At 58.6% G+C, this 23997-nt stretch carries 19 protein-coding genes; 8 read left to right on the top strand and 11 right to left on the bottom strand.

Translation table 11 applies throughout. The annotated features are described in order from the left end of the window. Window positions 1-630 precede the first annotated feature (630 nt). On the top strand, window positions 631-2112 hold the full coding sequence (locus DESU86_RS04590; protein WP_179979967.1) for an aldehyde dehydrogenase family protein: 1482 nt from the start codon (window positions 631-633) through the stop codon (window positions 2110-2112). A gap of 1018 nt (window positions 2113-3130) precedes the next feature. Here the strand turns inward: DESU86_RS04590 and DESU86_RS04595 are convergent. Next, window positions 3131-3415: a hypothetical protein gene (locus tag DESU86_RS04595; RefSeq protein WP_179979968.1), complete on the bottom strand. Its 285-nt coding sequence runs from the start codon at window positions 3413-3415 to the stop codon at window positions 3131-3133. A gap of 279 nt (window positions 3416-3694) precedes the next feature. Between DESU86_RS04595 and DESU86_RS04600 the strand changes: the two genes are divergently transcribed. The 4 genes from DESU86_RS04600 to DESU86_RS04615 all read left to right on the top strand — a co-directional run bounded on the left by DESU86_RS04600 (window position 3695) and on the right by DESU86_RS04615 (window position 8697). After that, window positions 3695-4537 carry a sulfide/dihydroorotate dehydrogenase-like FAD/NAD-binding protein gene (locus tag DESU86_RS04600; RefSeq protein WP_179979969.1) on the top strand — a complete coding sequence of 281 codons (843 nt, stop codon included), beginning with the start codon at window positions 3695-3697 and terminating at the stop codon, window positions 4535-4537. Beyond that, window positions 4527-5945 carry an NADPH-dependent glutamate synthase gene (gltA, locus tag DESU86_RS04605; protein ID WP_179979970.1) on the top strand — a complete coding sequence of 473 codons (1419 nt, stop codon included), beginning with the start codon at window positions 4527-4529 and terminating at the stop codon, window positions 5943-5945. Before DESU86_RS04600 ends, gltA begins: the two co-directional genes overlap by 11 nt. Before the next feature lie 237 nt (window positions 5946-6182). Continuing rightward, window positions 6183-7010 carry a histidinol-phosphatase gene (locus DESU86_RS04610; protein WP_179979971.1) on the top strand — a complete coding sequence of 276 codons (828 nt, stop codon included), beginning with the start codon at window positions 6183-6185 and terminating at the stop codon, window positions 7008-7010. 181 nt (window positions 7011-7191) lie between these two features. Further along, the gene (locus DESU86_RS04615) at window positions 7192-8697 is read left to right on the top strand and encodes an ATP-binding cassette domain-containing protein (protein ID WP_179979972.1); all 1506 of its coding nucleotides are present in this window, start codon (window positions 7192-7194) and stop codon (window positions 8695-8697) included. Window positions 8698-8847: 150 nt separating this feature from the next. Here the strand turns inward: DESU86_RS04615 and DESU86_RS04620 are convergent, their stop codons facing one another. After that, entirely contained in the window at window positions 8848-9516 is a 669-nt protein-coding gene (locus DESU86_RS04620; protein WP_179979973.1) for a DedA family protein, read from the bottom strand. A 176-nt stretch (window positions 9517-9692) separates the two neighbouring features. Here DESU86_RS04620 and DESU86_RS04625 point away from each other — a divergent pair, with 176 nt between their 5' ends. The 3 genes from DESU86_RS04625 (at window position 9693) to DESU86_RS04635 (ending at window position 12183) form a co-directional block, all read left to right on the top strand. Next, complete coding sequence (locus DESU86_RS04625; RefSeq protein WP_232088260.1) at window positions 9693-10736, top strand: alpha/beta hydrolase family protein; 1044 nt, start codon at window positions 9693-9695, stop codon at window positions 10734-10736. A 303-nt stretch (window positions 10737-11039) separates the two neighbouring features. Continuing rightward, window positions 11040-11618, top strand: coding sequence for a hypothetical protein (locus DESU86_RS04630; protein WP_179979975.1), 579 nt, complete (start codon window positions 11040-11042; stop codon window positions 11616-11618). A 160-nt stretch (window positions 11619-11778) separates the two neighbouring features. Beyond that, window positions 11779-12183 carry a hypothetical protein gene (locus tag DESU86_RS04635; RefSeq protein ID WP_179979976.1) on the top strand — a complete coding sequence of 135 codons (405 nt, stop codon included), beginning with the start codon at window positions 11779-11781 and terminating at the stop codon, window positions 12181-12183. A gap of 546 nt (window positions 12184-12729) precedes the next feature. Here the strand turns inward: DESU86_RS04635 and ldhH are convergent. From ldhH to flgN, 9 genes are all read right to left on the bottom strand, one after another. Beyond that, entirely contained in the window at window positions 12730-14880 is a 2151-nt protein-coding gene (gene ldhH, locus DESU86_RS04640; RefSeq protein WP_179979977.1) for an L-lactate dehydrogenase (quinone) large subunit LdhH, read from the bottom strand. Between the two features lie 3 nt (window positions 14881-14883). Then, window positions 14884-15516, bottom strand: coding sequence for a lactate utilization protein (locus tag DESU86_RS04645; protein ID WP_179979978.1), 633 nt, complete (start codon window positions 15514-15516; stop codon window positions 14884-14886). A gap of 86 nt (window positions 15517-15602) precedes the next feature. After that, the gene (locus DESU86_RS04650) at window positions 15603-16898 is read right to left on the bottom strand and encodes a (Fe-S)-binding protein (protein ID WP_179979979.1); all 1296 of its coding nucleotides are present in this window, start codon (window positions 16896-16898) and stop codon (window positions 15603-15605) included. 9 nt (window positions 16899-16907) lie between these two features. Next, the gene (locus DESU86_RS04655; protein WP_179979980.1) at window positions 16908-18293 is read right to left on the bottom strand and encodes an FAD-binding oxidoreductase; all 1386 of its coding nucleotides are present in this window, start codon (window positions 18291-18293) and stop codon (window positions 16908-16910) included. Between the two features lie 775 nt (window positions 18294-19068). Next, entirely contained in the window at window positions 19069-19569 is a 501-nt protein-coding gene (fliW, locus tag DESU86_RS04660) for a flagellar assembly protein FliW (protein WP_179979981.1), read from the bottom strand. Further along, the gene (gene csrA / locus DESU86_RS04665) at window positions 19548-19784 is read right to left on the bottom strand and encodes a carbon storage regulator CsrA (RefSeq protein WP_012625619.1); all 237 of its coding nucleotides are present in this window, start codon (window positions 19782-19784) and stop codon (window positions 19548-19550) included. The genes fliW and csrA overlap by 22 nt, the downstream gene beginning before the upstream one ends. A 12-nt stretch (window positions 19785-19796) precedes the next feature. Next, window positions 19797-21347, bottom strand: a complete 1551-nt coding sequence (locus DESU86_RS04670; RefSeq protein WP_179979982.1) for a flagellin N-terminal helical domain-containing protein — start codon at window positions 21345-21347, stop codon at window positions 19797-19799. Between the two features lie 8 nt (window positions 21348-21355). Next, window positions 21356-23503, bottom strand: coding sequence for a flagellar hook-associated protein FlgK (flgK, locus tag DESU86_RS04675; RefSeq protein ID WP_179979983.1), 2148 nt, complete (start codon window positions 23501-23503; stop codon window positions 21356-21358). A gap of 3 nt (window positions 23504-23506) precedes the next feature. Further along, a complete protein-coding gene (gene flgN / locus DESU86_RS04680; protein WP_179979984.1) occupies window positions 23507-23974 on the bottom strand; it encodes a flagellar export chaperone FlgN in 468 nt (155 codons plus the stop codon). Window positions 23975-23997 lie beyond the last annotated feature (23 nt).

Here is a 23997-nt window from a genome sequence, read left to right on the forward strand (position 1 = left end):
ACGCCGCGAAGTTTTTCATGATCCGAAGCGGGAGGCAGAGACAACGTCTTCCCAACAGCACGCCGCCGCAAAAATCAGGCTGCTCCGGGGCCGGTTCGCGCTCTGCGAAACATCCCAAAAGTGCCCTCCCCCAGATATACCTACAGCGAGGCCCTGTTCACACAGCCGTCCATACAGTTGCAGCGTGAACCCGACCGTAGCATCCCGCCTCACTGCCCCCGGCATATCGCTCCCCAACGCCACGCGCGCCTCGCGCCATACGCTGCGCTTTTCAAAAAAGTCCGCCTGGATAGGGCAAATTACAGAGCAGATGGCGCCGATGCCATAGTCATGCATCCATCTGACCTGAATCGCAGGCAATTTATTTGCAACTTATCCTGATAATAATGCAGAGCGTGATACAGTTGCCGATTTTTCTCTTTTGGCGTTTTCTTTCGTTACACATGGTGACGTGTTTCGACTGTATCATTTCCGAACACTACATCATTGGTTTGATATTTTTTTCACAATTAACTTATATTGTGTTGCTCTTTCTGTTCCACAACCCTCTAACATACAGAAAATGGAGTTGTTATACCAACATTAAAGAGGACTTATTATGCGGAATAACCCTCAACCAAAGGATGCGTCATGAAAAAGCCACACTTGCAGGACAACTATTCCCTCTTCATTGACGGCCAATGGAAAGACGCCTCTGACGGCGCGACCTATGACACCTTCTGCCCGGCCAATGGTGAGCGTCTTGCCACCTGCGCCGAGGCCACCAAGGAAGATGTGGATGCTGCGGTCAAGGCCGCGACCCGTGCCTGGCAAAGCTGGAAAAACACCGATCCCATCGTGCGCGCCAATCTGCTTTTGAAAATTGCGGACATTATTGACGCCAACAAAGAACACCTCGCCATGGTGGAAACGCTGGACAACGGCAAGCCCATCCGCGAAACCCTGAATGTTGACATCCCCTTCGCCGCCGACCACTTCCGCTACTTTGCCAGCGTGGTGCGTACCGACGAAGGCTCCGCCACCATGCTTGACGGAAACACGCTCTCCCTGGTTCTGCGTGAGCCCATCGGCGTTGTGGGGCAGATCGTGCCCTGGAACTTCCCCTTCCTCATGGCAGCCTGGAAGCTGGCTCCGGTACTGGCCGCCGGCTGCTGCACCGTGTTCAAGCCCTCCAACCACACCTCCCTTTCCGTGCTGGAACTGGCGCGTCTCATAGCCGATGTGCTGCCCAAGGGCGTCTTCAACGTCGTCACCGGGCGCGGCTCACGGTCCGGCCAATTCATTCTGGAGCACCCCGGTTTCAGCAAACTGGCCTTCACCGGCTCCACGGACGTAGGCCGCAGTGTGGGCCTGGCCGCCGCCAAGCGCCTTATCCCTTCCACCCTCGAACTGGGCGGCAAGTCGGCCAATATCTTCTTCCCCGACTGCCAGTGGGATCTGGCCATGGACGGCCTGCAACTGGGCATCCTGTTCAATCAGGGGCAGGTCTGCTGCGCCGGATCGCGCGTCTTTGTGCATGAAGACATTTACGACAAATTCGTGGCCGAAGCTGTTGAACGCTTCAACCGCGTCAAGGTTGGCCTGCCCTGGGACGCCAAGACCCAGATGGGCGCGCAGATATATGAGTCACACCTCAAGGCCATACTGCTCTGCATCGAACAGGCCAAGGGCGAAGGAGCCAAAGTGCTCTGCGGCGGCGAGCGCATCACCGAGGGCGAACTGGCCAAGGGCTGCTTTATGCGGCCTACCCTGCTCGGCAATGTCACCAACAAGATGCGCGTGGCCCAGGATGAAATCTTCGGTCCCGTGGCCGTCATCATCAAGTTCAAGACTGAAGAAGAAGTGATCAAGATGGCCAATGACAGCGTCTTTGGCCTGGGCGGCGCAGTGTGGACCCGCGACGTCAACCGCGCCATCCGCGTGAGCCGCGCCGTTGAAACGGGCCGCATGTGGGTAAACTGCTACAACAGCATCCCGGCTGGCGCTCCCTTTGGCGGATACAAAGAATCGGGCATCGGGCGTGAAACCCACAAGATCATGCTTGAGCATTACACTCAGCAAAAGAACATCATGATCAACCTGGGAGAAAAGCCCACCGGCTTCTACCCCTAGACCTGATTCACGCTGAAATGCTTCGCATTTCAGCGCTGTCATTCTGCCGAAATTTGCATTTTTCGGCAGAATGCACGCACGTAGTGGCGCGTTGCACGCGAGTGCAACGCGCCGCATGCCATCACTGCGCCTCGTCATGTTCTGTAAAAAATTGTGCTGGGAGTGTTGCGTGCTGACGATTCATACGGTCTGCCATATCCCGCTTGGGAGCAAAACAAAAAAAGAGGGCCGTCACGACCCTCTTTCACAGTAACAAGTATACCCGCCATATGAACAAACCAGAACTGATTGCCCTGGCATGCCGCATGGCTCATGGCGTCAATTATTTTTGCGCGTATATATCCCCAAAGTTTTTGATACGTCCGTTTTGGCGTGCAACTAGCTGGATAAACCGCGTTTATGCCTTGATTTTGGACGTCTGCTCATACAGCCGCCAAAGCTCTTTAAAGGTGGGCTTCGCTAAACCGGGCTTTTGGTCTGGCACGCGTTACGAACAGTTCCCTGGCAACGGCTTGTCTTGGATGCTGCCGGGGCTGTTACGTCGAGCCACACCCGCATTTCATCAACAACCGTACGTAATTTTTTGTTAAAATCATCTTTTCGCACTATGGAACTATTGGTCCCAAAGCATCTGTGCACCTTAACGGCATCGGAAGTCGGCGGGACACTTTCAAGATAATTTGCCCAGTTGGTTACGATGCGCGCTACTTCATTCCTTTGCTTGTTTGTCATATCAATTTTCGAATTAATCATGCCTCAGTTTGACACAAATAAAAAAACAGCACAAGTTTGTAAAAATTTTTTTTCACGAGGGGAAAAAAGAGGAGGGCCCCCACGGCCCTCCCCTTCACATGAGTGGAGAATTATTCATGAACTGCGAACCGGCCACGCACCCATCCATGTCACGGAAAAGTGATGCTTTTCTTTTAACGGTGGCATCGCGGCAAAAAGCCGCCTGCCCAGGTTGCGTTTTTTCAGGTTCCACGACGGCCCGCCCACAGGGGCAGACAGCGCCGGTTTACTGTTGGGGTCCTTCAGGCGTCCGCTGCACCAGGGCCAAAGCCAGCAGTGCGGGTGACGCCAGGGGCCTCTGCGCGGAATTTTGCAGCGTGCGCCGCACAAATCCCGCCATGTCCATTGCCAAATCCGCATCGGTCAGTGCCGTGCAGCAGGCTTTTTTGTTTTCTTCCAGTACGGCAAGGTACCGTTGTATCAGGACAAGATCATGCTCCTCATAAGAGGTCGCGGATCTGTCCTGCGGTCCGTTTTCCGACAGGAATGCGTCATCGATGTGTTGCGACATGACCATTCCTCCCTGAATGGATCACTGCTTCCCTGCGTCTGGGGGGCTGGTTCGCCATGTTGTCTCAACATGCGGTCTCCCCTTCCCCACTCATCATTAGCCTTATCGGAGTGCGGAATAAAAACCTTTAGCGGAAAGACCTTATTTCTAGAAAATTTTACTGCTCTGCACAAAGGCGTGCATACATAATGAGTTATGTCATCCTCTTGCCCGGGTTGTCCTTGCAAGGGGTCGTGTTCGCAGATACCGTCACCACATAAAATCATAAGAGGAGAGTCCATGCCAACACGCATACTGCACAAGGAAAGCCTGATCCCGGGCAAAACCAGCAAGCTGGTGCTTGATGCGCCGGAAATCGCCCGCAAGGGCAAACCCGGCCATTTTGTCATGCTGCGCATGACCCCCACCGGGGAGCGCATTCCCCTTACCATTGCTGATACTGACGCCGAAAACGGCACCATCACCATTGTGTATCTGGTCATGGGCAAAAGCACGGCCCTGCTTGAAGCCCTTACCGTGGGCGACGACATCCTTGACGTCTGCGGTCCTCTGGGCCACCCCACCCATATTGAAAAGAAAGGCACCGTCATCTGTGTGGGCGGCGGCACGGGCATTGCCGCCATGCACCACATTGCCAAGGGCCACGCCCGCATGGGCAACAAGGTTGTGGGCGTCATCGGCGCGCGCAGCAAGGACCTGCTGCTTTTTGAAAACGAGCTGAAATCCTTTGTCAACGAACTGCTCATCTCCACCGATGACGGCAGTTACGGCCACAAGGGCCTTGTGACGGATCTTCTGCGCGACAGGCTTGAAAAAGACAAGAGCGTCTTTGAAGTCGTGGCCGTGGGCCCCGTGCCCATGATGGCGGCTGTGGCCGAAACCACGCGCCCCTTTGGCGTCAAGACCACGGTCAGCCTCAACCCCATCATGGTTGACGGCATAGGCATGTGCGGCGCCTGCCGCGTCAGCGTGGGCGGCAAAACCAAGTTCGCCTGTGTCGACGGCCCCGAATTTGACGGGCACGAAGTGGATTTTCCTGAACTGCGCCGCCGTCTGGCCGCCTATCGTGAACAGGAGAAGGTCTCCATCGACGACTATCAGAGGACTGCTCATGGAAACTAAGACCCCCAAAAAGCCCGTTGCCCCCAGGGTGGACATGCCCTGCCAGCCCGCCGAAGTGCGCCGCGCCAATTTTGACGAAGTGGCCCTGGGTTACACCAGGGAAATGGCCATTGAAGAAGCCCAGCGCTGCCTCCAGTGCAAAAAGCCCCTCTGCGTCAGCGGCTGCCCGGTGGAAGTGCCCATCCGCGACTTTATCCGTGAAGCGGCGCATGGCAACATGGACGCCGCCTACCGCATCATCAAGAGCACCAACAGCCTGCCCGCCGTCTGCGGCCGCGTCTGCCCGCAGGAACACCAGTGCGAGGGCAAGTGCGTTCTCAGGGCCAAGGGCCAGCCCGTGGCCATCGGCCGCCTTGAGCGTTTTGTGGCCGACACCTACATCGCCACCACGGCCTGCGAACAGGTCACGGGCACGGATGCCTGCGCCCTGCCGCGCGGCGACCTCAAGGTTGCCTGCATCGGCTCCGGCCCGTCTTCCCTCACCTGTGCGGGCGTCTGCGCCGCTGCGGGCATCAAGGTTGACGTGTACGAAGCCCTGCACGAGCCCGGCGGAGTGCTCATTTACGGCATCCCCGCCTTTCGTCTGCCCAAGAACGTGGTTGCCACCGAAATTGACGGCCTGCGCCTGGCTGGCGTGGACTTTCACCTCAACTCCGTTGGCGGCCGTACCGTCGAGGTGGAAGAACTGCTTGAAACCCACCATGCCGTCTTTATCGGCGTGGGCGCGGGCCTGCCAATGTTTCTGGGCGTTCCCGGCGAAAATCTGGTGGGCGTGTTCTCGGCCAACGAGTACCTCACCCGCGTGAACCTTGGCCGGGCCTACGACTTTCCGCATCAGGACACCCCGGCCTTTCCCGGCAAGAACGTCACGGTCTTCGGCGCGGGCAACGTGGCCATGGACGCGGCCCGCACCGCCCTGCGCATGGGGGCGGAAAGCGTGCACATCGTCTACCGCCGCACCAGGGCCGAAATGCCCGCCCGCCTTGAAGAACTGGAACACGCCGAGGAAGAGGGCGTGCAGTTCGCCATGCTTTCGGCCCCGCTGCGCTTTAACGGCAATGCCGAAATGCGCCTCACTTCCGTTACCCTGCAAAAAATGGAACTGGGCGAACCCGACGCCTCCGGCCGCCGCCGCCCCGTGGCCATTGAGGGCGAAGTGTTCGATCTGCCCACGGACCTTGCCGTTGTGGCGCTGGGCACACGTTCCAATCCCATTCTTCTGGACGCCACCCCCAAGCTCAAGCAGAACAAGTGGGGCTATATCGAGGTCAATGAAGAAACGGGCGAAACGTCCATGCCCAACGTCTTTGCCGGAGGCGACATCGTCACCGGCGCGGCCACCGTCATCCTCGCCATGGGCGCGGGGCGCAAGGCCGGGCAGGAAATTGTACGACGCTTGCTGAAATAAAGTACAGGCATAGTTGATTGTTGCTATACGGGTGCGGAAGTTTGCCAGGCGAACTTTCGCACCCGTTTTTTGGACAGCGCCCTAACATGCCTGCATGCCCCAAGGCCCGTCCCTGGGGCTGACCGTACCTGCCGCATCTTGCCAGCCGGGCTTTTCCGGTTCATACTGGCTGCACACAGCAACCTTCCTCCCGCCACGGGAGGCCGGGACTCCCCGGACACCCAGGAAAACCAACGCATGATTCTCGCAGACCTGCACACCCACACCAAGTATTCTCACGGCGGCAACAGCCCTGCCGAAATGTACGCGGCCGCTCAGGCCAGGGGGCTTGAGATCATTGGCTTTACCGAGCATTCGCCACGTCCCCTGGGTTTTGATTACACCAATGAATACAGGGACAAACTGACGCGCCACCTGCCGGACTACGCCCGCGAAGTTCTGGAAATCAAGGCCGCCAATGCGCACGGCCCCTGCCGGGTGCTTTTCGGCATGGAAATGGACTGGCTTGAAGGCCAGCTGGACTTTACCCGCGCGTCCAGTACTGCCTACGATTTTGACTACCTGCTGGGCAGCGTGCACTTCATCGGCCCATGGGGCTTTGATGATGGCGCGCAACCGTGGAAGGACATGTCGCAGGAAGAATGCGAAGCCCAGTACACCCGCTATTTTGAAGCCTGGGAACGTATGCTGGCCTCCGGCCTCTTCAATATTGCCGCGCACCCGGATCTCATCAAAATTTTCTCCGTCGAGCAGTTTCACGTCTGGCTGGCAAAGCCGGAAAGCCTGGCCCTTGTGCGAAAGGGACTTGCGGCCTTGCGGCACTCCGGCATGAGCATGGAAGTTTCCTCAGCCGGTCTGCGCAAAGCCTGCCGCGAAATCTATCCCGCGCCGCCCATCATGGTCATGGCCGCAGAAATGGGCCTGCCCATAAGCTTCGCTTCGGACGCGCACGTGACGGACGATGTGGGTTACGGCTTTGCCCGGCTGGCCTCCTATGCCCGAGCCTTCGGATTCAGGGAATACACCGTGTTTGACCGTGGGCAGCGCAGCGTCTACCCCATTTAGGGCATGGCGCCTTGTCAAGGCCCTGGACAAGTCACTGGCCGAAGCCCTGGCAGGAACTCCGGCAGGAACTCCGGCGGGGAAGGCCCGGCGGCAGCCCGGCCCAGAAGCCGCCCTTCTGCCCTCGGCAACACGTTCTCGAACCTTTTCGCATCACGCTGAATGCCTGTAGCAGGGATGATATATGTTTGAACCAATTGTAACCATCAGGGATCTGAGTCTTTTTCTGCCTGGCGACGCCAGCCAGCGGCGCATCTTGCACCACATAGACTGGCAGGTTGCGCGTGGCCGCCACTGCGCCCTGCTTGGGCCCAACGGCTCCGGCAAGTCCACCCTGCTGCGACTGCTGCGCGGCGAACTTTGGCCTTCCAAGGGCCACATCTGGTGGCACACGGCCGAAGGCCGCGAACAGTCACCTCTGGCCGGACGCGCCATGACGGCCCTTGTGTCCCCCGGCCAGCAGGAAAACTACCAGCGCCAGGCGTGGGATCTGACAGGTCTGGACCTGCTGCTCACAGGATTTGACGATACGCCCCTGGTCTATTCCGACGGCGGCGCTCAGGCCCTCGCCCGCCGCGAAGCAGCCGTGCGGATGGCGGACCGCCTCGAGGCGGAGGGCCTCCTGGATCGCGCCATGCACACCCTTTCGCAAGGCCAGTTGCGCCTGCTGCTTCTGGGCAGAGCCCTGTTGCGGGCCCCGGCCCTACTTTTGCTTGACGAGTGCACCGACGGACTGGACGCCCGCTACCGCGAAATTTTCTTTGACGTGCTTGAAGAGCACGCCGCGCGCTGCACCGTCATCATGACCGCGCACCGTCCCGGGCAGATACCCGCCTGGTGCGAGGAACGCCACTATGTCAGTGACGGCAGGCTGTATTCCGTCCCTCCGAGCCAGGCAGGCGAAGCCTCGGAAGCCGAGGGAACTGACGCTGTGCAGGAAAAAGGGCTTACCATCACGGATGATGAAGCCGGGCAGGTTGAAGCGGTGCATCCCTTGCTGAACCTTGAAAACGTCACCGTTTTCATCGACAGACAGGAAGTGCTGCACAATGTCACCTGGAGCATGCATCAAGGGGAGCACTGGCGCATCAGCGGGGCCAACGGCTCAGGTAAATCCACCCTGCTGCGGCTGCTGGCCGGTGACGAGTTCGCGGCCGCCGGGGGCACGCTGGAGCGCTGGCTGCCGCGTCAGGGCGGCGCTGTGGACACCCTGGCCGCAGTGCGCAAGGGCATACGCCTTGTATCCGACCTGTCGCAGGCGCTGTACGGCTATTCGCTGACGGCGCATGACATGGTCTGCACCGGGTTTGACAACAGCATCGGCGTCTACCGCAAGTTCAGCCCGGCGGAAAAGGCCGAGGCTCTCCGCCGCATGCGCGAGATGTTTCCTGAAGAAAGCGAGGAGGGCGTAGAAGCCCTCGGGCGGCAGTCCATCCGTCGTCTGTCCACCGGGCAGCTGCGCCGCCTCTTCCTGGCGCGGGCGCTGGTGGGCGAGCCTGATCTGCTGCTGCTGGACGAACCCTGCTCCGGCCTGGACGCCCAAAGCCGCGCGCGCTACCTCAACCTTCTGGACCATCTGGCCGCCAGGGGGCTGCCTATGGTCTTTGTGTCCCACCATGGCGAAGACGCGCCCCTGTGCATCAATCGCGAGGCGCATATGGAAGACGGACGGCTGCGTGTGATCGTGTAGGCATCTTCGAATCAAACGCGCCCGCGCCTGTTTCAAAGCCCCATTATGCGCCGGGCCTGGGCAATTCGCGCGGCTGGCATTGCAACAACCACAAAAAATCCCGCCTTGGCGGGATTTTTTGTGGTCCGGGGCAATATATCAATCCAAGGGCTACTTTTTTTCCCTTCCGTCCACATCGCTCTTTTTGCCGCCAAAGCGGGATCGCAGCACTTCTATGACCACCGGCAGCACCGAGACCACCACAATGGCATAGACGATGATGCTGAAGTTCTGGCGCACCCAATCCAGATTCCCCAGAAAAAATCCGGCTGAAACCAGGCAGCCCACCCACAGTATGCAGCCCGTCACGTTGAAGAAAAAGAAGGTGCGCGGGCACATGAGGGCAATACCCGCCACAAAGGGGGCAAATGTGCGGACAATGGGCACAAAGCGGGCCAGCACAATGGCCTTGCCGCCGTGGCGCTCGTAAAAATGATGGGCCTTGAGCAGGTGTTCCTTCTTGATGAAGCGGCTGTCACGGGAAAAAATGGCCGGGCCCACATGGCGGCCGATGCAATAATTGACGGCATCGCCAAAAACGCCCGCCGCCAGCAGCACCAGCATCACTTCCGCATAGCCCATAAGCCCGGCCCCGGCCACCACGCCCGACGCGAACAGCAGGGAGTCGCCCGGCAGAAAGGGCGTTACCACGAGGCCGGTCTCACAAAAAACGACGATAAAAAGTATGGCGTAAATCCAAAGACCGTATTGTGCAACCAGTTCAAAAAGATGCACGTCAATGTGCAGAATAAAGTCAATAAAATAGCGCAGTATATCCATACATTCCAGCTCCGTGGCCTGATTTCGGGGGCAAAGCGCCGCTCCTGACCGCCCTTGTACCCCAAGGCCGCTTATGGCACAACACGGGCATGCGACAGAATTTTTCTGCAATCCTGATTTTGTTTCTCTGCTTGACGCTGCTGCCGGCCCCCAACGCGAGGGCCGATTTTTACCACGTGGGTTTTCGTACCCTTGGGCAGTGGGACCCGGAAAGCGGCCTGCGCCTTGACGTAAACCTTTGGTATCCCTCGGTGCGACCTCCGCGCGACATCCAGTACGGCCCGTGGGAAATCTCCGCAGCCCGTGGGGGAAAAGCCGTGGACGGGCGTTTTCCGCTTATCCTGCTTTCGCACGATACCGCGGGATCGCGCTTTTCGTATCACGACACCGCCGCATGGCTGGCCGCCAGCGGTTTTGTGGTGGCCGCGCCCACCCACCCCGGCGACAATACCGACAATATGGATCTTCTGCTGACCTGGCAGCAACTGTCCAACAGGGTGCGCGAGCTTTCCAGCCTTATCCCCCTTCTGCTCAATGATCCTGAATCCGAACCCTCCATTGACCCCGAGCGCATCGGCGTGCTGGGGTTCGGCGCCGGCGGCACTGCCGCCCTGCTGCTGGGCGGCGCGCTGCCCGACTGCGAGGGCTGGCGCACCTACTGCGCCCAGGCGGGCAAGCAGGACATGTATTGCAATGTCTGGGCGCGCAACCGCATGGATGGTCTCTGCCGGAGCCTGCCCCTGACCAAGAGCCTCGCCGACAAGCGCGTCAAGGCTGTGGCCGCTGTGGCTCCGGGTTTTGGCATGCTCTTCAACCGCGATTCTTTCCGCTGGTTTTACCCGCCTCTGCTGCTCATGGCCGCCTCCAACGACCGGCTGAACAATACCGCCCTGCACGCCCGCCGGATTTATGACATGGCGGGCAAAAAATCCCGCTGGCTGGTACTGGACAAGGCTGACGCAGGAGCGCTCATGGCCCCCTGCCCGCCCGCGCTGGAGGCGGAACTGCCCGAACTTTGCCGTTCGGTCAGCGATGAGAGCAGAAAAAGCATCCACAAAAGCATGGTTGCGGCCTTAACCGAGTTTTTTCTCCATTATCTGGGGAACAGCGTTAACCTTCCGCGCATTCCGGAGCCGCCAGACCTTAGCCCGCCCCTGCCACCCAAGCCCGAACACGCGCCTGCTCCTGTGCAGCCCGCAAAACGCAACCGTGCAAAATAAGTAGAATTTTTTATTGATTTTCAGCAAGCTGGCAGGAGCGCTCCTTGACAATTACGCCGCCCCTTACTAAAGCTTTTATAGTGCTGCGCACTACTGTTACGTTCAGGCAATGCACGCAAAATACCGGGACTGGCGCTGGCTGCAACAAGATGCTAGCATTACACATTTGCTTGGAAGCCCCTTACCGCGCCCACCGGAATGGCCAGCCAGGCTTGCGGCAGGCTCTCGCGAAAACATTCGCCAAGGTATATGCTGCCCGTGCGTAACAATGCATCATTGCTGATAAATGGAAGTACAGATGCCATGAAGATACGGCTTTTTTGCATTCTGTGCCTTATATTTGCCGTAGGTATCGTGTCCGATGCTCTGGCCGCGCAATCTTCAGGCACACAAAAAAACAACATTCAACCAGAGGAGCCCTGGGTTATTATGCCCGCTGGTGGAAAACCGGCCTTTATGGGTATTCATGGCGGCACAATGCCTGTCAGTCTGCTGGTATACGGCGATGGAACCTCACTGGTTACCTTTGTGGGGCGGACTGGCAACGACTTTCTTGATGTGCTGCGGCGCACGGATCTGCCCGTGCCAAGCCTGCTCAACGCCACCGCACATAATGGAACCGCTGAAATCATGCTACCTGCGGGCAAATATGGCCTACTGACTGCAGGAAATACCAACAGTACCATGCCCGTTTTTAATGTCACCGGAGAAAGACTCTCACACATGGACATGGCGCCAGGGCAATTGCAGCCCTTTGGCCTGTCCGACAAGCCTCTATCCATTGAAGGCGAGGTCAGCAGACCGGCCCATCTTTCTCCCGCCAAACAGTACAGGCTGTTTTTTCAGCCCCAGTATTTGCAACCCCGCCGCCCCATACGCTGACGGTCAGTTTCGCATTTTCGACTGGCCCCTGCTGTACCCGATATCGTATCCATTTTTATGTCCGCGTCTTGAGTCTGTTCCTAAACTATAGAATAATTTGTAATTTATCTGAACTTTGATATATTGGTACTCTCAGAATCACTAGCTAGAGGAGCTGATTATGCCCCTTTCCAATTACCACGAGGCAATGGAAAGACTATATAGAACCTGCACCGAGCAGGCGCCGCATCGCCCGACCGACAGGCTTTTTTCGCAAGGCCTGAAATACCTGCTGGAAAACTGCCCGTCATTTGATGCTTGCGTTAGTGAAGACAACCCGTTTTACAAGGAGTTTGTCCTCCATCTCCAAGCAGACGTCTGCATGGATGAAGATTGCCTCAGCCTCTTTGAATGCCAGGCCATTTTCTTCCGTATCCGTCAGATGATCCAGAAGGAACGCAACCTCAGCGATACGGAATGCAAAATTCTGCATTACTTTGAAACTTGTGGAGAATGGCAACCTCAAGATCCCACCATTGTCAGCCACTGGTACTGGTGGCGCATTCCTACACTGGCAATGCACTAAAAAAATCCCTGCGCTGAAGTGCACGCACTTTGCGGCGGTCTGCCTGCGACCAGCCGTCCGGAACACGCTATCCGACATCCTGAACGATTGGCGCTGCGGCAAAGCACGCCCACCTGTCAGCGCGACAGTATTGCCTGTCATCATGCATTGCTTCACGAGCCATCCGCCATCCGGCAGGTGTGGCATACTTTTACGCGCACTTTTTTCAGAGCAGGCAGCGCTGTTTCTCTTCGCGCGCCCTCCCGCACCAATCCCGTGCAGTACAATTTCGTCTTGAAAGAGCCCTGATGCCAATTGCCCTGCCCCCCCCAATTGCCATAATGCCCCAATTGTCCTAACGCCCGTGTGTGGCTGCGCTCGCCATGCCAGAAAGCGCTTTGTACTGCTGCATACTGCAATAAAAATTTTAGGGGGTGGGGGCGTGAGGGAGGAGACCCTTTTTTAAAAGGGTCCCTCCCCCACAACGCGTTGCCAACTTTCAATGTTCCAAAAAACGAAGCGCCGCTTTTTCAAGCGGCGCTTCGTTACTATTTTTACGGATATGGGTTATTTTTTCAGGTTGTCGGCCAACAGCTCGGCGATGTGATCGACCTTGATCTTCAGTCCCTGCTTTTCAGCGCCGCCACGCAGCTGCATGACGCAGCCGGGACAGTCCACCACCAGGCGATCCGCCCCGGTGGCCTTCATGTTGTTGACTTTCTTTTCCAGAAGCTGTGCCGATATTTCAGGGAACTTCACAGAGTAGCTGCCGCCGAATCCGCAGCAGACCTCTTCTTCTTCGCAGGGCACATACTCGGCGGCATCGGCAATAAGCGCGCGCGGGGCTTCCTTCACGTTCAGGCCACGGCAAAGGTGGCAGGAAGCGTGGTAGGTGACCTTTTGCCCGGACTTCTGGAAGTCTTCGGGCTTGAGCCCCAGCACGTCATGCACAAAGGAGCTGAAGTCGATGACCTTGGCCGCGAAGGCCTGGCCTTCCACCATGGCATAATCCTTGTCGAGGATCTGCGGATAGTGGTGCTTCAAATGTCCGGCGCAGCTTGCGCACAGGGTGATAATGTAGTCGTAGTTGCCGCCACGGAACGCGGCAAGGTTCTGCTTGGCCACGTCAATGGAGGTTTTGCGCTGTCCCATCATTTCCAGGGGCAGACCGCAGCAGGACTGCTCCATGGGAAAGTCCACGGCCACATTCTTGGCGGCCAGGACCTTCACGCAGGCTTCCAGCTGTTCGGGATAGATGAAGTCCTGGGCGCAACCGCTGAAGATGGCCACGCGCATGACGGGGTTCTGTACCTTGGGCGCGATTTCGGGCCAGCGGTCGCGGAAGGACTTGTTGGCAATGGCGGGCAGGGCCTTGAAGTTGTGTTTGCCCAGGAACACGGCGGGCAGATGCCGCTGGAACTGAGCGCCGCGCGTGAAGGGCTTCTGGGCGAAGCTGGCGAACTTGAGCAGCTTGTGGAAGAGCTTGCGGTTCTTCATGACGGCTGACAGCAGGTTGGCCTCAATGGGAGCGCCCTGCTCCTCGTTGAGGCGCGCGCGGATTTCGCGGATGAGGCGCGGCAGCTCGATGCCGCCGGCGCACACGTTGGCGCAGGATTCGCAGCCCATGCAGTTCTGGCTCAGGATGCGGGCGCGTTCCTTGCCGTGGAAAAAGTAGGTCAGGATGAGGCCGATGGCGCCAATGTAGATGTAGCCCATCTTGTGGCCGCCCACGAGGCGGTACACGGGACAGACGTTGGCGCAGGCGCCGCAGCGCACGCAGCGGAAGATCTGCTTGAACAGCGGATCCTTGGCGATCTCGGTGCGGCCGTTGTCCAGAAAGACCACATGCAAGATCTTTTTGTTGTCGGCATTGGCGGCACAGGGGCCCGCGCCGCACATCCAGGTGACGTATGAGGTCAGGCGTTGGGCAGTGGCGTTGCGGGGCAGCACCAGCAGGGCGGTCAGGGCGTCGTCCAGCTTGGCAACGAGCTTGTCGAGACCGGCTATGGCCACATGCACGCGCGGCAGGGTGGTGACCATGCGGGCGTTGCCTTCGTTGGTCACGGTAGAAATGGCGCCGTTTTCAGCCACGGCGAAGTTGCACCCGCTGATGCCCATATCAGCGGCAACGAACTTGCGGCGCAACTGCACGCGGGCCACCTTGACCAGGTGCTGCACGTCCGAATCCTGTTTCGTGCCCGTGGCCTTGGTGAAGTCGTCGGCCACCTGGTAGCGCGAAAGGTGGATGGCGGGCATGACCATGTGCGAGGGGCCTTCGTGCCGCAGCTGGATGATCCATTCGCCGAGGTCGGTTTCGTCCACGATGAGGCCCTGGGCCTCAAGAGCGGGATTCAGCTCGATTTCCTCAGCCGTCATGGACTTGGACTTCACCACGCGCTTGACGTTGTTTTCTCTGGCGATGCGCGAGATGATCTCGTTGGCTTCGGCGGCGTTGACGGCACGGTGCACGTGCACGCCGCGCTTTTCGGCTTCGGCCTTGAACTGGCTGTACAGTTCTTCCATATGCTGACAGGCGTAATCCTTGGCGTCAGCCACCTTGGCTATGAGGCCGCGCTCGTCCACTTCCTTGAACACGGCTTCGCGGTTGGCGCGGTAGGCAACGGCGAAGGTGTCCAGGGTGCGGCGCAAAAATTCGTCGTTAAGGGCTTCGTCCAGCTCCTTGTGGTAGCCGGAATTGCTTTTAAGGGCGTCATGCATGGGTTAGTCCTCCAGAAGAATGACGTGGAGTTCCAGCGGGCCATGTACGCCCACGGCAGCCACACGTTCGATGTCAGCCGTACGGCTGGGCCCCGTCACCAGGGTGGTGTAGGTAGCAGGCGCTGCACTCATGCGCTCGCGCAGAATCTGCGCGATGGACGGCAGATCGGGGTAGATGTCGGACTTGTGCAGAAGTATCATGGACACTTCGGAAATCATGCCCGCCAGGCGCACGTCCTCATTGTCGGTGTTCAGCAGACAGGTGGCGCTGGCGGCCACGCCCACGATGCCCGTGGACAGACCCACATCGATGCCCGCAAGATAGTTGCGCAGTCCTTCGCGGATGCAGAGAAAGCCCTTTTCCTCACAGGCGGCAGCCAGAACGGCGAAATCCGCGTCATTGAGTTCGGGGGCGGCGACCACCCGCTGCAGGCGGGTGGGAACATTGTTGGGGCTCAGAGGGCCCTGGGCTGTGCCGGGCTCGTCAGCCAGGATTTCAGCAGGAGCCTTGCTGGCGCAAACGTCCACAACATATTGCAGGGCCGCGGCCATGGTGGGCACTTCCTGCACCACTGCGCTGACCGCTGCGGCCTTGGCGGCGAAAGCTTCGACCAGTTCCTGGTTTACAGGGGGCATACGATACTCCTTATGGGTCATCTAGGTTACGCGGGCCTCCCGCGTCACCCCGGCGGGGAAGAATCTTCCCCGCCGGAGCGGCCGTTTTATTTCAGGCTTTCAGCGTATATTTCCACAGTGTGCATGACGCGCACGCGGTCATTGTTATGCGAAAGCACGTCCTCAAGCTGCATCATGCAGGCGGGGCAGCCAGCGGCCACCACTTCAGCTCTGGAAGCCACGACATTATCGCGCTTGCGCTGGCCGATCTTGCGTGAATAGTCATAGTGGAAAAGGTTGAACGAGCCGCCGCAACCACAGCAGCGATCCGGCTCCGCCATTTCCACAACCTTGTACGCGGGGTTGGCGGCCATGACGGCACGCGGCTGGCTGACCACGCCCAATGATTTTTTGAGATGGCAGGAGTCGTGATAGGTCACCGTGGTCGCATTGCCAGCCGGAGCTTCGGCGGGATGCACCTTGAGCACGTCCACGAGAAAGGCGTTGATGTCCATGGCCTTGGCGGCCAGTTGGTCAACCTTGCGCTTTTCCGCCGCGCCGATACGGTCCGCGTAACGGGGCCAGAGTTCTTTGATGGTGGAGGTGCAGGAGCCGCAGGGGCTCAGGATGTAGTCAAAGTCCACGCCGTCAAGGGCCTTGAGGTTGGCCTTCATCTGCTTGACCATGCCGTCGGCATCGCCCGAAGACAGGGCCGGGATGCCACAGCAGGTCAGGCCCTTGGGCATGAAGACAGCGACGTTGTGGTGGTGAAGCACCTTGAGGCAGGCTTCGGCCATGTCCACATACATCTTGTCGCCCATGCAGCCGGGATAGAAGGCCACCTTGATGCCGCCGGACTGGCGGCGTTCGTCAAGGGCGCCATGGCGCACATGCAGGGGCTTCTTGGCCAGGGGCCGCATGTGACGGTCGCCCAGCATGAAGTTGAGCATGGGAGCACAGACCGTGCCCTGGGGAGCACCCGTGCTGCGGAACATGAGGCCCTGCATGGGTGCGCCCACGCGCATGGCCAGATTGAACAGGCCGGGCTGCGGCAGCAGCGCGCGGAAGATCATTTTCTTGACGGGATGCAGGCCAAGATAGGCGTTGACGAGTTCCCGCGCTTCCATAAAGACGTCCATAATCTGGACGCCGGGAGGACAGGCAGCCTGGCAGGAACCGCACAAAAGGCAGCGGCCCAGCTTGTCGGAAACGGCTTCCGGATCCTGAATCATTTCGTGGGCAAGATTGTCGATAAGGGCCAGCTTGCCGCGGGCCACGTCTGCTTCCATGCCGGACGCGCCGTACATGGGGCACACGGCCTGGCACATGCCGCACTTCATACAGGCTGTAATCCTGTCATCCAGAGCCATGAGGCGCTGGGACAGTTCGTGCAGATTGCTCATGTAAGGCTCCTAGATTCCCACCAGCTTGGTGGCGTTGAACAGGCCCTTGGGGTCAAGGGCACGACGCAGCCGCTGCGAGAACAAAATGGTGCCGCGCGAGGTTTCTTTTTCCATCCATTTGGCCTTGGCCGTGCCGATGCCGTGCTCGCCGGAGAGGGTGCCGTGCAGCTTGAGGGCCACGTCGAACATTTCGTCAATGGCTTCTTCCACGCGGTGGAATTCGTCCTTGTCGCGCTTGTCGCACAAAAAGGTGGGGTGCAGGTTGCCGTCGCCGGCGTGTCCGAAGGTGCCCACCTCAAGCTTGTACTTGGCGGCGATTTCATTGACGGCCTTCAGCATGGCGGGGATCTGCGAACGCGGCACGGTGGCGTCTTCAAGCACGGTGGTGGGACGGCAACGGGCCAGCACGGGCAGAGCCATGCGGCGGGCTTCCCACAGTTTGAACTTTTCTTCGGCGTCCTTGGGCACATGTACGGCGCTGGCGTGATTGGCCTTGAGCACACGTTCCACGGCTTCGGCGTCGTCCGCCACCTGGGCGGGATGGCCGTCCACTTCAATCAGCAGGATGGCGCCAGCTTCACGCGGCAGTCCGGCCTTGGTGAAGTCGTCCACGCGCACGATGGTGTTGTTGTCCAGAAGTTCGAGCGTACAGGGAACCACGTGGGCGGCAATGATGCCCGCCACGGCTTCGGCGGCGTTCTGCACCTCGTCGAACACGGCCATGAGGGCCTTGGACGCCTTGGGCGGGGGCACAAGCTTGAGAATGGCCTGGGAAATGATGCCCAGCGTGCCTTCTGACTGCACCAGCATGCCGCCGAGGTTGTACCCGGTGACGCACTTGACCGTGCGCGAGCCGGACTTGACGATCTCGCCGGTGGCGTCAAAAAACTCCACGCCCATGAGATAGTCCTTGGTCACGCCATACTTGAGGCCGCGCAGGCCGCCAGCGTTTTCAGCAATGTTGCCGCCAATGGTGGACACGGCCTGAGAGCCCGGATCCGGGGGGTAGAAAAGATTTTTTTTGGCGACTTCGGCGGCGAACTGGGCGGTAATGACGCCGGGTTCGACCACGGCATAAAGGTCGTCGGAGTTGATTTCAATGATGCGGTTGAGACCATTGGTCAGGATGACAACCGTATCGGTGCTGTCGGGGATGGTGCCGCCCGACAGGTTGGTGCCCGCGCCGCGAACGGTCATGGGGATGCCGTTGTCATACAGCTTCTTCACACAGACGCCCAACTGTTCAGTGGAGGTCGGGCGCAGCACAAGCGAAGGCACAACCGGGGCGAGCACCGCCGAATCATACGAGTAGCTCTGCCGGTCTGCTTCGGAGCTGAACACGTTTTCTTTGCCGATGAGGTCTTCAAAATCCCTGATCAACGCCTGACTTGCCATGAGGCCTCCTTGAACATCTGTATGGCGGAGGTGCAACCCGCACGCCCCACTCGCCAGTCCGGGACACACCGGACACTTTGCGATTGGTTGCCCAACCGGTCAACTTTTCTACAAGAATAAAACCGTATATCCATGATTACCAGCCTTGCATAGGGGATGCGCCAAAAAACTTTGGTATCACTAGCAGAACTGTGCGCAAAAATGCTGTCTGAAGAGCCGCGTTCACGAGGGAAATGTCGGGCAATTGGCTGAAATAAGGCAGTTTTTAAAAACCGTAAAAAAGTAGTTCAGGCGGCACAAAAATGTAACTTTTTTCTGCTGGCCTGCCGCTATTTTTGTTTGAGTCTGCTCTTTATAAATAAGATCGGCAATAGCCCCGTCAATGTTGCCGGACAATGACGCGCTACGACCGGCCGAGCGCGTTCATGCTACTTTCTGGGCATGTTGCATTGAAAAAGGGTACCTGCCCCGACGCTGGAGGAGAGCGCAGCGTTAGAGCATGTTACCTTATTTCAAAGATAAAATACCCTGGCATGAACTGGATGGCCCATCCTACCTTTGCGGTTGCTTTTTTGCAAAGTTTTTGCAGTCCCCACTCCGGCGTCTGCGTCTCCCGCCGGAGCCTTCTCGCGCAGCCGTCAGAGCAATTTCAAAGTGAATTTGCCTGAAACCACGATAAAAGAGGCCGCCCATGGGGCGGCCTCCAGCCAATACGAACGCAAGTCCAATAGATGCGACAATCCAGGTAGATGTGGCAGCCCAACTGCGGCGCAGGCTACTCCGCCGGGGCGGTTCCGCCTGCTTCCGCAGGCGCTTCGCTGTCCACTGGTTTGAGACTGTGCATGTAAATCTGCTGCGGGCCATCGCCGCACTGCGGCACCTGAAGCCCCAGGCGGGCCTGGGAATTGATGATAATGGGCCCGGCCATGTTGAGCACGGCCGCCTCTGGCTGCCCGGCAGGAATGGAAACTGTCACCAGAACGGCTGTTTCTTCCAGATCCGCTATTTGCAGAAGCTGCTTTTCGGCCTCGCCCAGGGCGGGGGCATACGCGGTCTTGTCCATAAAGCTGTAGGGATCAGCCACCAGCAAGCCAACCACGGGGTTGCTTGTACTCTGCAAAATAAGCAGAGGAGCCTCGGGGCGGATTTGCAGCAGAATGAAATCTCTTTCATTTTCAAATCCGGCCAGACCGCGTGGAAAATGCACAACCTTTTCGGCATCGATACTACGCCGCCCGAGGCGGGTTTCGATCTCTATTTCTTTGTTTCGTGCCATAATTCAGCAGCCACCATGAGGTCGTTGTTACTGGTTTCAAGAGCGCGGCGGTTTTCTTCCACAACCCGCTTGTACACTTCTTCGCGGTAAACGGTGGTGTCGCCCGGCACTTCCAGGCCAAGCTTGACCTGTTTGCCCTGCATACCCAGAACGGTTATGCGTATGTTCTCGCCGAGATAAAGGCTTTCACCAGGGCGACGCGTCAGTATCAGCATAAGTGCTACCTATTATAAGTACTTGGCAAGGCTCATTTGCATAATCATCGATGAAGATTGAAGCACCGTCTGGTACGTCAACTGCTGCCGCGTGAGCTTGGCCATCAGATCGGTAAGATCGATGTCCTCGGTATAGCTCAAACGTTCCTCCTGGTCTACCTTTTGAAAACTCAGCACGTCCTTGGCCATGCTGACGCGGTTTTCCAGGCCGCCGATGCGGGCCACCTGACTGAGAATATTCTGCTGCGCCACTTCAATGGCAGCCAGGCTTTTCTGGCAGCCCTCCTGATTATTGTTCTCGCAGTAAGAAATAAAGTCACCCGCGATTTCAAACAGGTTGGCATTGCCATCAATGGCGGGCTTGCCATCATAGTAGCCGCCGAAAATATCCTTGCCCACGTTATTGGCGGCAATATACGTGCCCTTCATGATTTCCAGATTCAGGTTGGCGCGCGCGGGATGGATAAGCACCTGCGTGCCCTTGTCTATGACGGTGCTGCCCGCAGAGGACGCGTCCATATCCATATAGCCGCCGGGCACGGGCAGGCGCACTTTGCCGCCGCCCGCAGTCTGCGCCGTAGCCGTAACCCAGGTGCTGCCGCTGTCCAGACTGTATGAATAGGCAAAGGGCGTGCCCGTGGTGGACAGATCCACACTGGGAACCGCATCTATGCGCACCAGCACGTTGTTGCCAAAAGCGCCGCTGGCTGATGTCTTCAGCCCGCTGGGGCCGCCCATGACGGTCATTTCCGGCGGGGGATCGTTGTCGTCGCCCTGATACACGGCCGTGGGGCGGATGTACACGAGCGTGCCGTTCTTGGCTCCGGCCCCAAGACTTGTGTCCGCAGCGGTGACGGCCATGTTCTGCTTCATGGTGATGGTCACGCCGTCGGCCACCAGGGTGCGGGGCGCCGAAGCAGGATCCATTGTAGCGGTATTCCAGGTTGTGCCGCCGTCCTTGGACCAGCGGTAGGTCAAAGGAGGCGCGGTGTCGTCCAGATTGCCCGTGCTGGTAAACTGCACCATCATGGAGGTATTGCTCGCGCCCTCAATGGTGTAGTTTCCCTTGCTGATATCGTTGTTCCAGTTGGTGTCCCAACTGGTCAGGCCAAGGCTCTGCTCAAAGGCGTTCTGGTCGTAGCGCTGCCCTGCAAAAATACTCTTGTCGTTGAACTGGGTATTGGACAGGTTGAGAATCTGGCCAAAAATCTCCTTGGCTTCCGAAGCGATAAGCGTGCGCTGGTCGGCTGTGGTCCCGGTGGCGGCCTGCTCCATCAAGCTTTTGAGCTTGGTCATGGTTGTGCTCAACTGCGTGCCAAGAACGTCGTCCGCCAGCTTGAGCCACCCTTCGGCAGTATCGCAATTGGACTGGTACTGCTTGGTGTCGCTGATATCGTCCCTGGTCATGAGCACACGGTAGGTTCCTGCGGGATCATCGGAGGGGCGGTTGATTTTCTTTTGCGTGGAGCCCTGCTCATTGCTTTCCATATATGCAGAAAGGTTCTTCTGCATCTGCCCCACCATGGTATTGTACATGGAGCTTTGTGTCACTCTGATGGCCATAACAGCTCCTATTGCTTGAGACCAAGCAGGGTTTGCAGCATCTGGTCGGCGGTTGTGATAAGCTTGGCCGCCGCCGTATAGGAGTGCTGGTACTTGATGAGGTTGGACATTTCTTCGTCCAGATTCACCCCTGTTACGGAAGTTACGCGGTCCTGAAGATCCGTGGTCAGGGAGGTGTGGTACTCCGAATTGGTTTTGGAGAGCCGCCTGTCCGCGCCCACCGTGGTTACCAGCGTGGCGTAGTATTCGCCAAGGCTCTGGTTGGACACGGTTTTCCAGGTGGTCGAAATGGTCACGTCCTTGGTGGCGAGCGCCCCGATGGCCGTTGCCGTTGACCCGTCGCCCTTGTTGGCCTGATTCTGCCCGTTGACGGCCCCGGCCGCTATGAGGTTGACATTGGAGTGCAACTGGCTGTTGACGGCCATGTTGGACGCGTTGTCGCCCGTAAAAAAGGAGTTGATGCCAAGCGCGGCCATGAGCCCCGTGCTGTCCACGCCCATGGCGAATTTGACGTTGCTGGCAGGATTGGACTCGATAAGCAGCTTGCCGTCCTGAATGCTGGCCTTGAGCATGTTGACGCCCGGCGCACTGCTGTCGGGGAAGCTGCTGTTGATGACGTCGCACACGTCTTTAAGCGTATGCACGCTCGGATCGAAATTCACCGTGCCGGGAGGCGTGATGGAGCTGAAATCCAGCGAATTGGAGCCGGAAGCCGTTGGCCGGAAATCCCCGGTGGTCTGGTCGTAAAAATAGATATTGAGGTTGCCGCTCTGGAGCTTGTCGGCATACGGCAGGATGGACTGGGCCGATCCAAGGGGCTGCAGGGCGCTCTGCACCTGCTGTGTGCCCTGGACATAGGTCAGCAGTTCCGTGCCGGTTCCCTGGCTGTGCAGGCGGTTGACCTCCCAGATAAGAGAAGAGGATACGGCGTCCAGCTCATCAAGATAGCGGCCGCAGTTGTCGTCGCGCACGGTATAGTAGGCGGTCAGCTTGCCGCCGGTGACGCGGTTCTTGTTTTCCGAACCGTCAAAATAGGTCTGCGGCGTGACGTTCTGGGGGCCGCGTGTGGGCTCTATCCAGCACAGGCCGCTCTTGGGCATGATGTCGAACTTGTCGCCAGCGGTGAAGTTGGTCTTCTCGGTGAAGGATATCTTGAGATTCTTGACCTGTACGGGATCTACCTTGCCATCGCCGTCAACGTCGGTGATATCATAGTGCAGTTCTTTGCCGCTCTCGTCGCGCAGCCAGGTTTTGCCGCCGTCCAACGAAACGCGAAAGCTCGGCGGCGGCGTGTCGCCGACGTTGCCGCCATTGAGGATCTCAACGGTGTACTCGTGGCTGTCGGAACCCTGAAACTCCACCTTGCCCGTGTAGGCAGAGCCAACTGTAAGATGATTCTCGGCGTTCGGCCCCATGACCTTGAGTTCGTTGACGCTCTGCGCCTGCACCAGCGGTTGCCCGGTGGTGAGCTGCACGGTGAAGTTGCCCTTGCCGTTGTCGATGGTTTCCACATCCACAAGCGTGCCCAGCTCGCGCACCATCTGGTCGCGCTGGTCAAGCAGGGCATTGGGATTGCTCACGCCGTCAACGGTATTGCTCGTGATCTGCCTGTTAAGGTCGGCAATGCCCTTGGCCAGGGTGTTGATACGATCCACCGACTGCTTGATGGACACGTCCATTTCGCTCTGAACGGCCTTGAGGCTTGCCGTGGTGCTGCTGAACATGTCGCTCAGGTTGTCGGCATAGGAAAGCAGGCTCTGACGATAGGCATTATTGTCCGGGAGTTTGGTAAGATCTTGCCATCCCTTGAAAAAGGCATTCATGGACGAGCTTATGCCCGACCGGTTGGACTCGTTGAACAGGTTTTCAACCGAACTGAGCACGGTATCCTGCTCTGTCCAGCGGGAAGAATTGGTGGACTGCCTCACATAGGAGCGCTCAAGAAACGCGTCAAAAAAGCGCAGTATCTGCTGGGCGTTGACGCCCATGCCTTCGCCGCCGGGCTTGGCGGTAAGGGTGCCCGCGTCGCGCTGATCCACATAGCGACGGGAATAGCCCGGAGTGTCGGCATTGGCGATGTTGCTGCCAGTGACGGATATCCATGCCTGGGACGCATTGAGCGCCGTCTGGCCCATGTTAAGCAGACCGCTGAGCATGACTTAGAGCCTCCCTGAAATAAGCGCGGCTTCGGGATGGCCGTGAGGGCGCATGCCGCCCCGGCGGCCGTAGGTTTCTGCCTTGGGCGGCATGACCTGGCTTGTCAGCGCAACAAGAGTGCGGCTGCTCTGGTCCAGCAGGGCCAGAGAAAGCTGGCTGTTGCGCGTGGCCTGACGCGCGGCTCCCTGCTCGGCCCTGTCTATGACGGTCAGCATATCCAGCAGCGCAGCGCCTTCGGCCTGCGGAAGCGTCGCGGCGTATTCCTTGACGCGCACGCCAGCCAGGGCCTTCATGACCGTGGCCTTTTCCGCCGCCAACTGGCGAATAAGCTCCTGAATGGAAAATTCCAGCGCCACCACGGCGTCCGTATTATGGCCAAGAAGCGTCTGATACTCTTCTTCCATAAGTTCACACAGCAGGGCCAGGGCCTTGCTTTGCCGGATCAGGGATGTATGGACTGTCGTATGCATGGTAAACCTCGCTGGGCGGCCTG

Source organism: Desulfovibrio sp. 86, assembly GCF_902702915.1.
Classification (GTDB): domain Bacteria; phylum Desulfobacterota; class Desulfovibrionia; order Desulfovibrionales; family Desulfovibrionaceae; genus Desulfovibrio.

Bases quoted from the DNA above. Each gene is read 5' to 3' on its own strand.
- DESU86_RS04655 (WP_179979980.1), bottom strand. From the start codon at position 18,293: ATGGCAAGTCAGGCGTTGATCAGGGATTTTGAAGACCTCATCGGCAAA.
- DESU86_RS04645 (WP_179979978.1), bottom strand. From the start codon at position 15,516: ATGCCCCCTGTAAACCAGGAACTGGTCGAAGCTTTCGCCGCCAAGGCC.
- DESU86_RS04635 (WP_179979976.1), top strand. From the start codon at position 11,779: ATGCCCCTTTCCAATTACCACGAGGCAATGGAAAGACTATATAGAACC.
- DESU86_RS04650 (WP_179979979.1), bottom strand. From the start codon at position 16,898: ATGAGCAATCTGCACGAACTGTCCCAGCGCCTCATGGCTCTGGATGAC.
- DESU86_RS04615 (WP_179979972.1), top strand. From the start codon at position 7,192: ATGTTTGAACCAATTGTAACCATCAGGGATCTGAGTCTTTTTCTGCCT.
- DESU86_RS04610 (WP_179979971.1), top strand. From the start codon at position 6,183: ATGATTCTCGCAGACCTGCACACCCACACCAAGTATTCTCACGGCGGC.
- fliW (WP_179979981.1), bottom strand. From the start codon at position 19,569: ATGGCACGAAACAAAGAAATAGAGATCGAAACCCGCCTCGGGCGGCGT.
- ldhH (WP_179979977.1), bottom strand. From the start codon at position 14,880: ATGCATGACGCCCTTAAAAGCAATTCCGGCTACCACAAGGAGCTGGAC.
- gltA (WP_179979970.1), top strand. From the start codon at position 4,527: ATGGAAACTAAGACCCCCAAAAAGCCCGTTGCCCCCAGGGTGGACATG.
- DESU86_RS04630 (WP_179979975.1), top strand. From the start codon at position 11,040: ATGAAGATACGGCTTTTTTGCATTCTGTGCCTTATATTTGCCGTAGGT.
- DESU86_RS04590 (WP_179979967.1), top strand. From the start codon at position 631: ATGAAAAAGCCACACTTGCAGGACAACTATTCCCTCTTCATTGACGGC.
- DESU86_RS04620 (WP_179979973.1), bottom strand. From the start codon at position 9,516: ATGGATATACTGCGCTATTTTATTGACTTTATTCTGCACATTGACGTG.
- flgN (WP_179979984.1), bottom strand. From the start codon at position 23,974: ATGCATACGACAGTCCATACATCCCTGATCCGGCAAAGCAAGGCCCTG.
- csrA (WP_012625619.1), bottom strand. From the start codon at position 19,784: ATGCTGATACTGACGCGTCGCCCTGGTGAAAGCCTTTATCTCGGCGAG.
- DESU86_RS04595 (WP_179979968.1), bottom strand. From the start codon at position 3,415: ATGTCGCAACACATCGATGACGCATTCCTGTCGGAAAACGGACCGCAG.
- flgK (WP_179979983.1), bottom strand. From the start codon at position 23,503: ATGCTCAGCGGTCTGCTTAACATGGGCCAGACGGCGCTCAATGCGTCC.
- DESU86_RS04670 (WP_179979982.1), bottom strand. From the start codon at position 21,347: ATGGCCATCAGAGTGACACAAAGCTCCATGTACAATACCATGGTGGGG.
- DESU86_RS04600 (WP_179979969.1), top strand. From the start codon at position 3,695: ATGCCAACACGCATACTGCACAAGGAAAGCCTGATCCCGGGCAAAACC.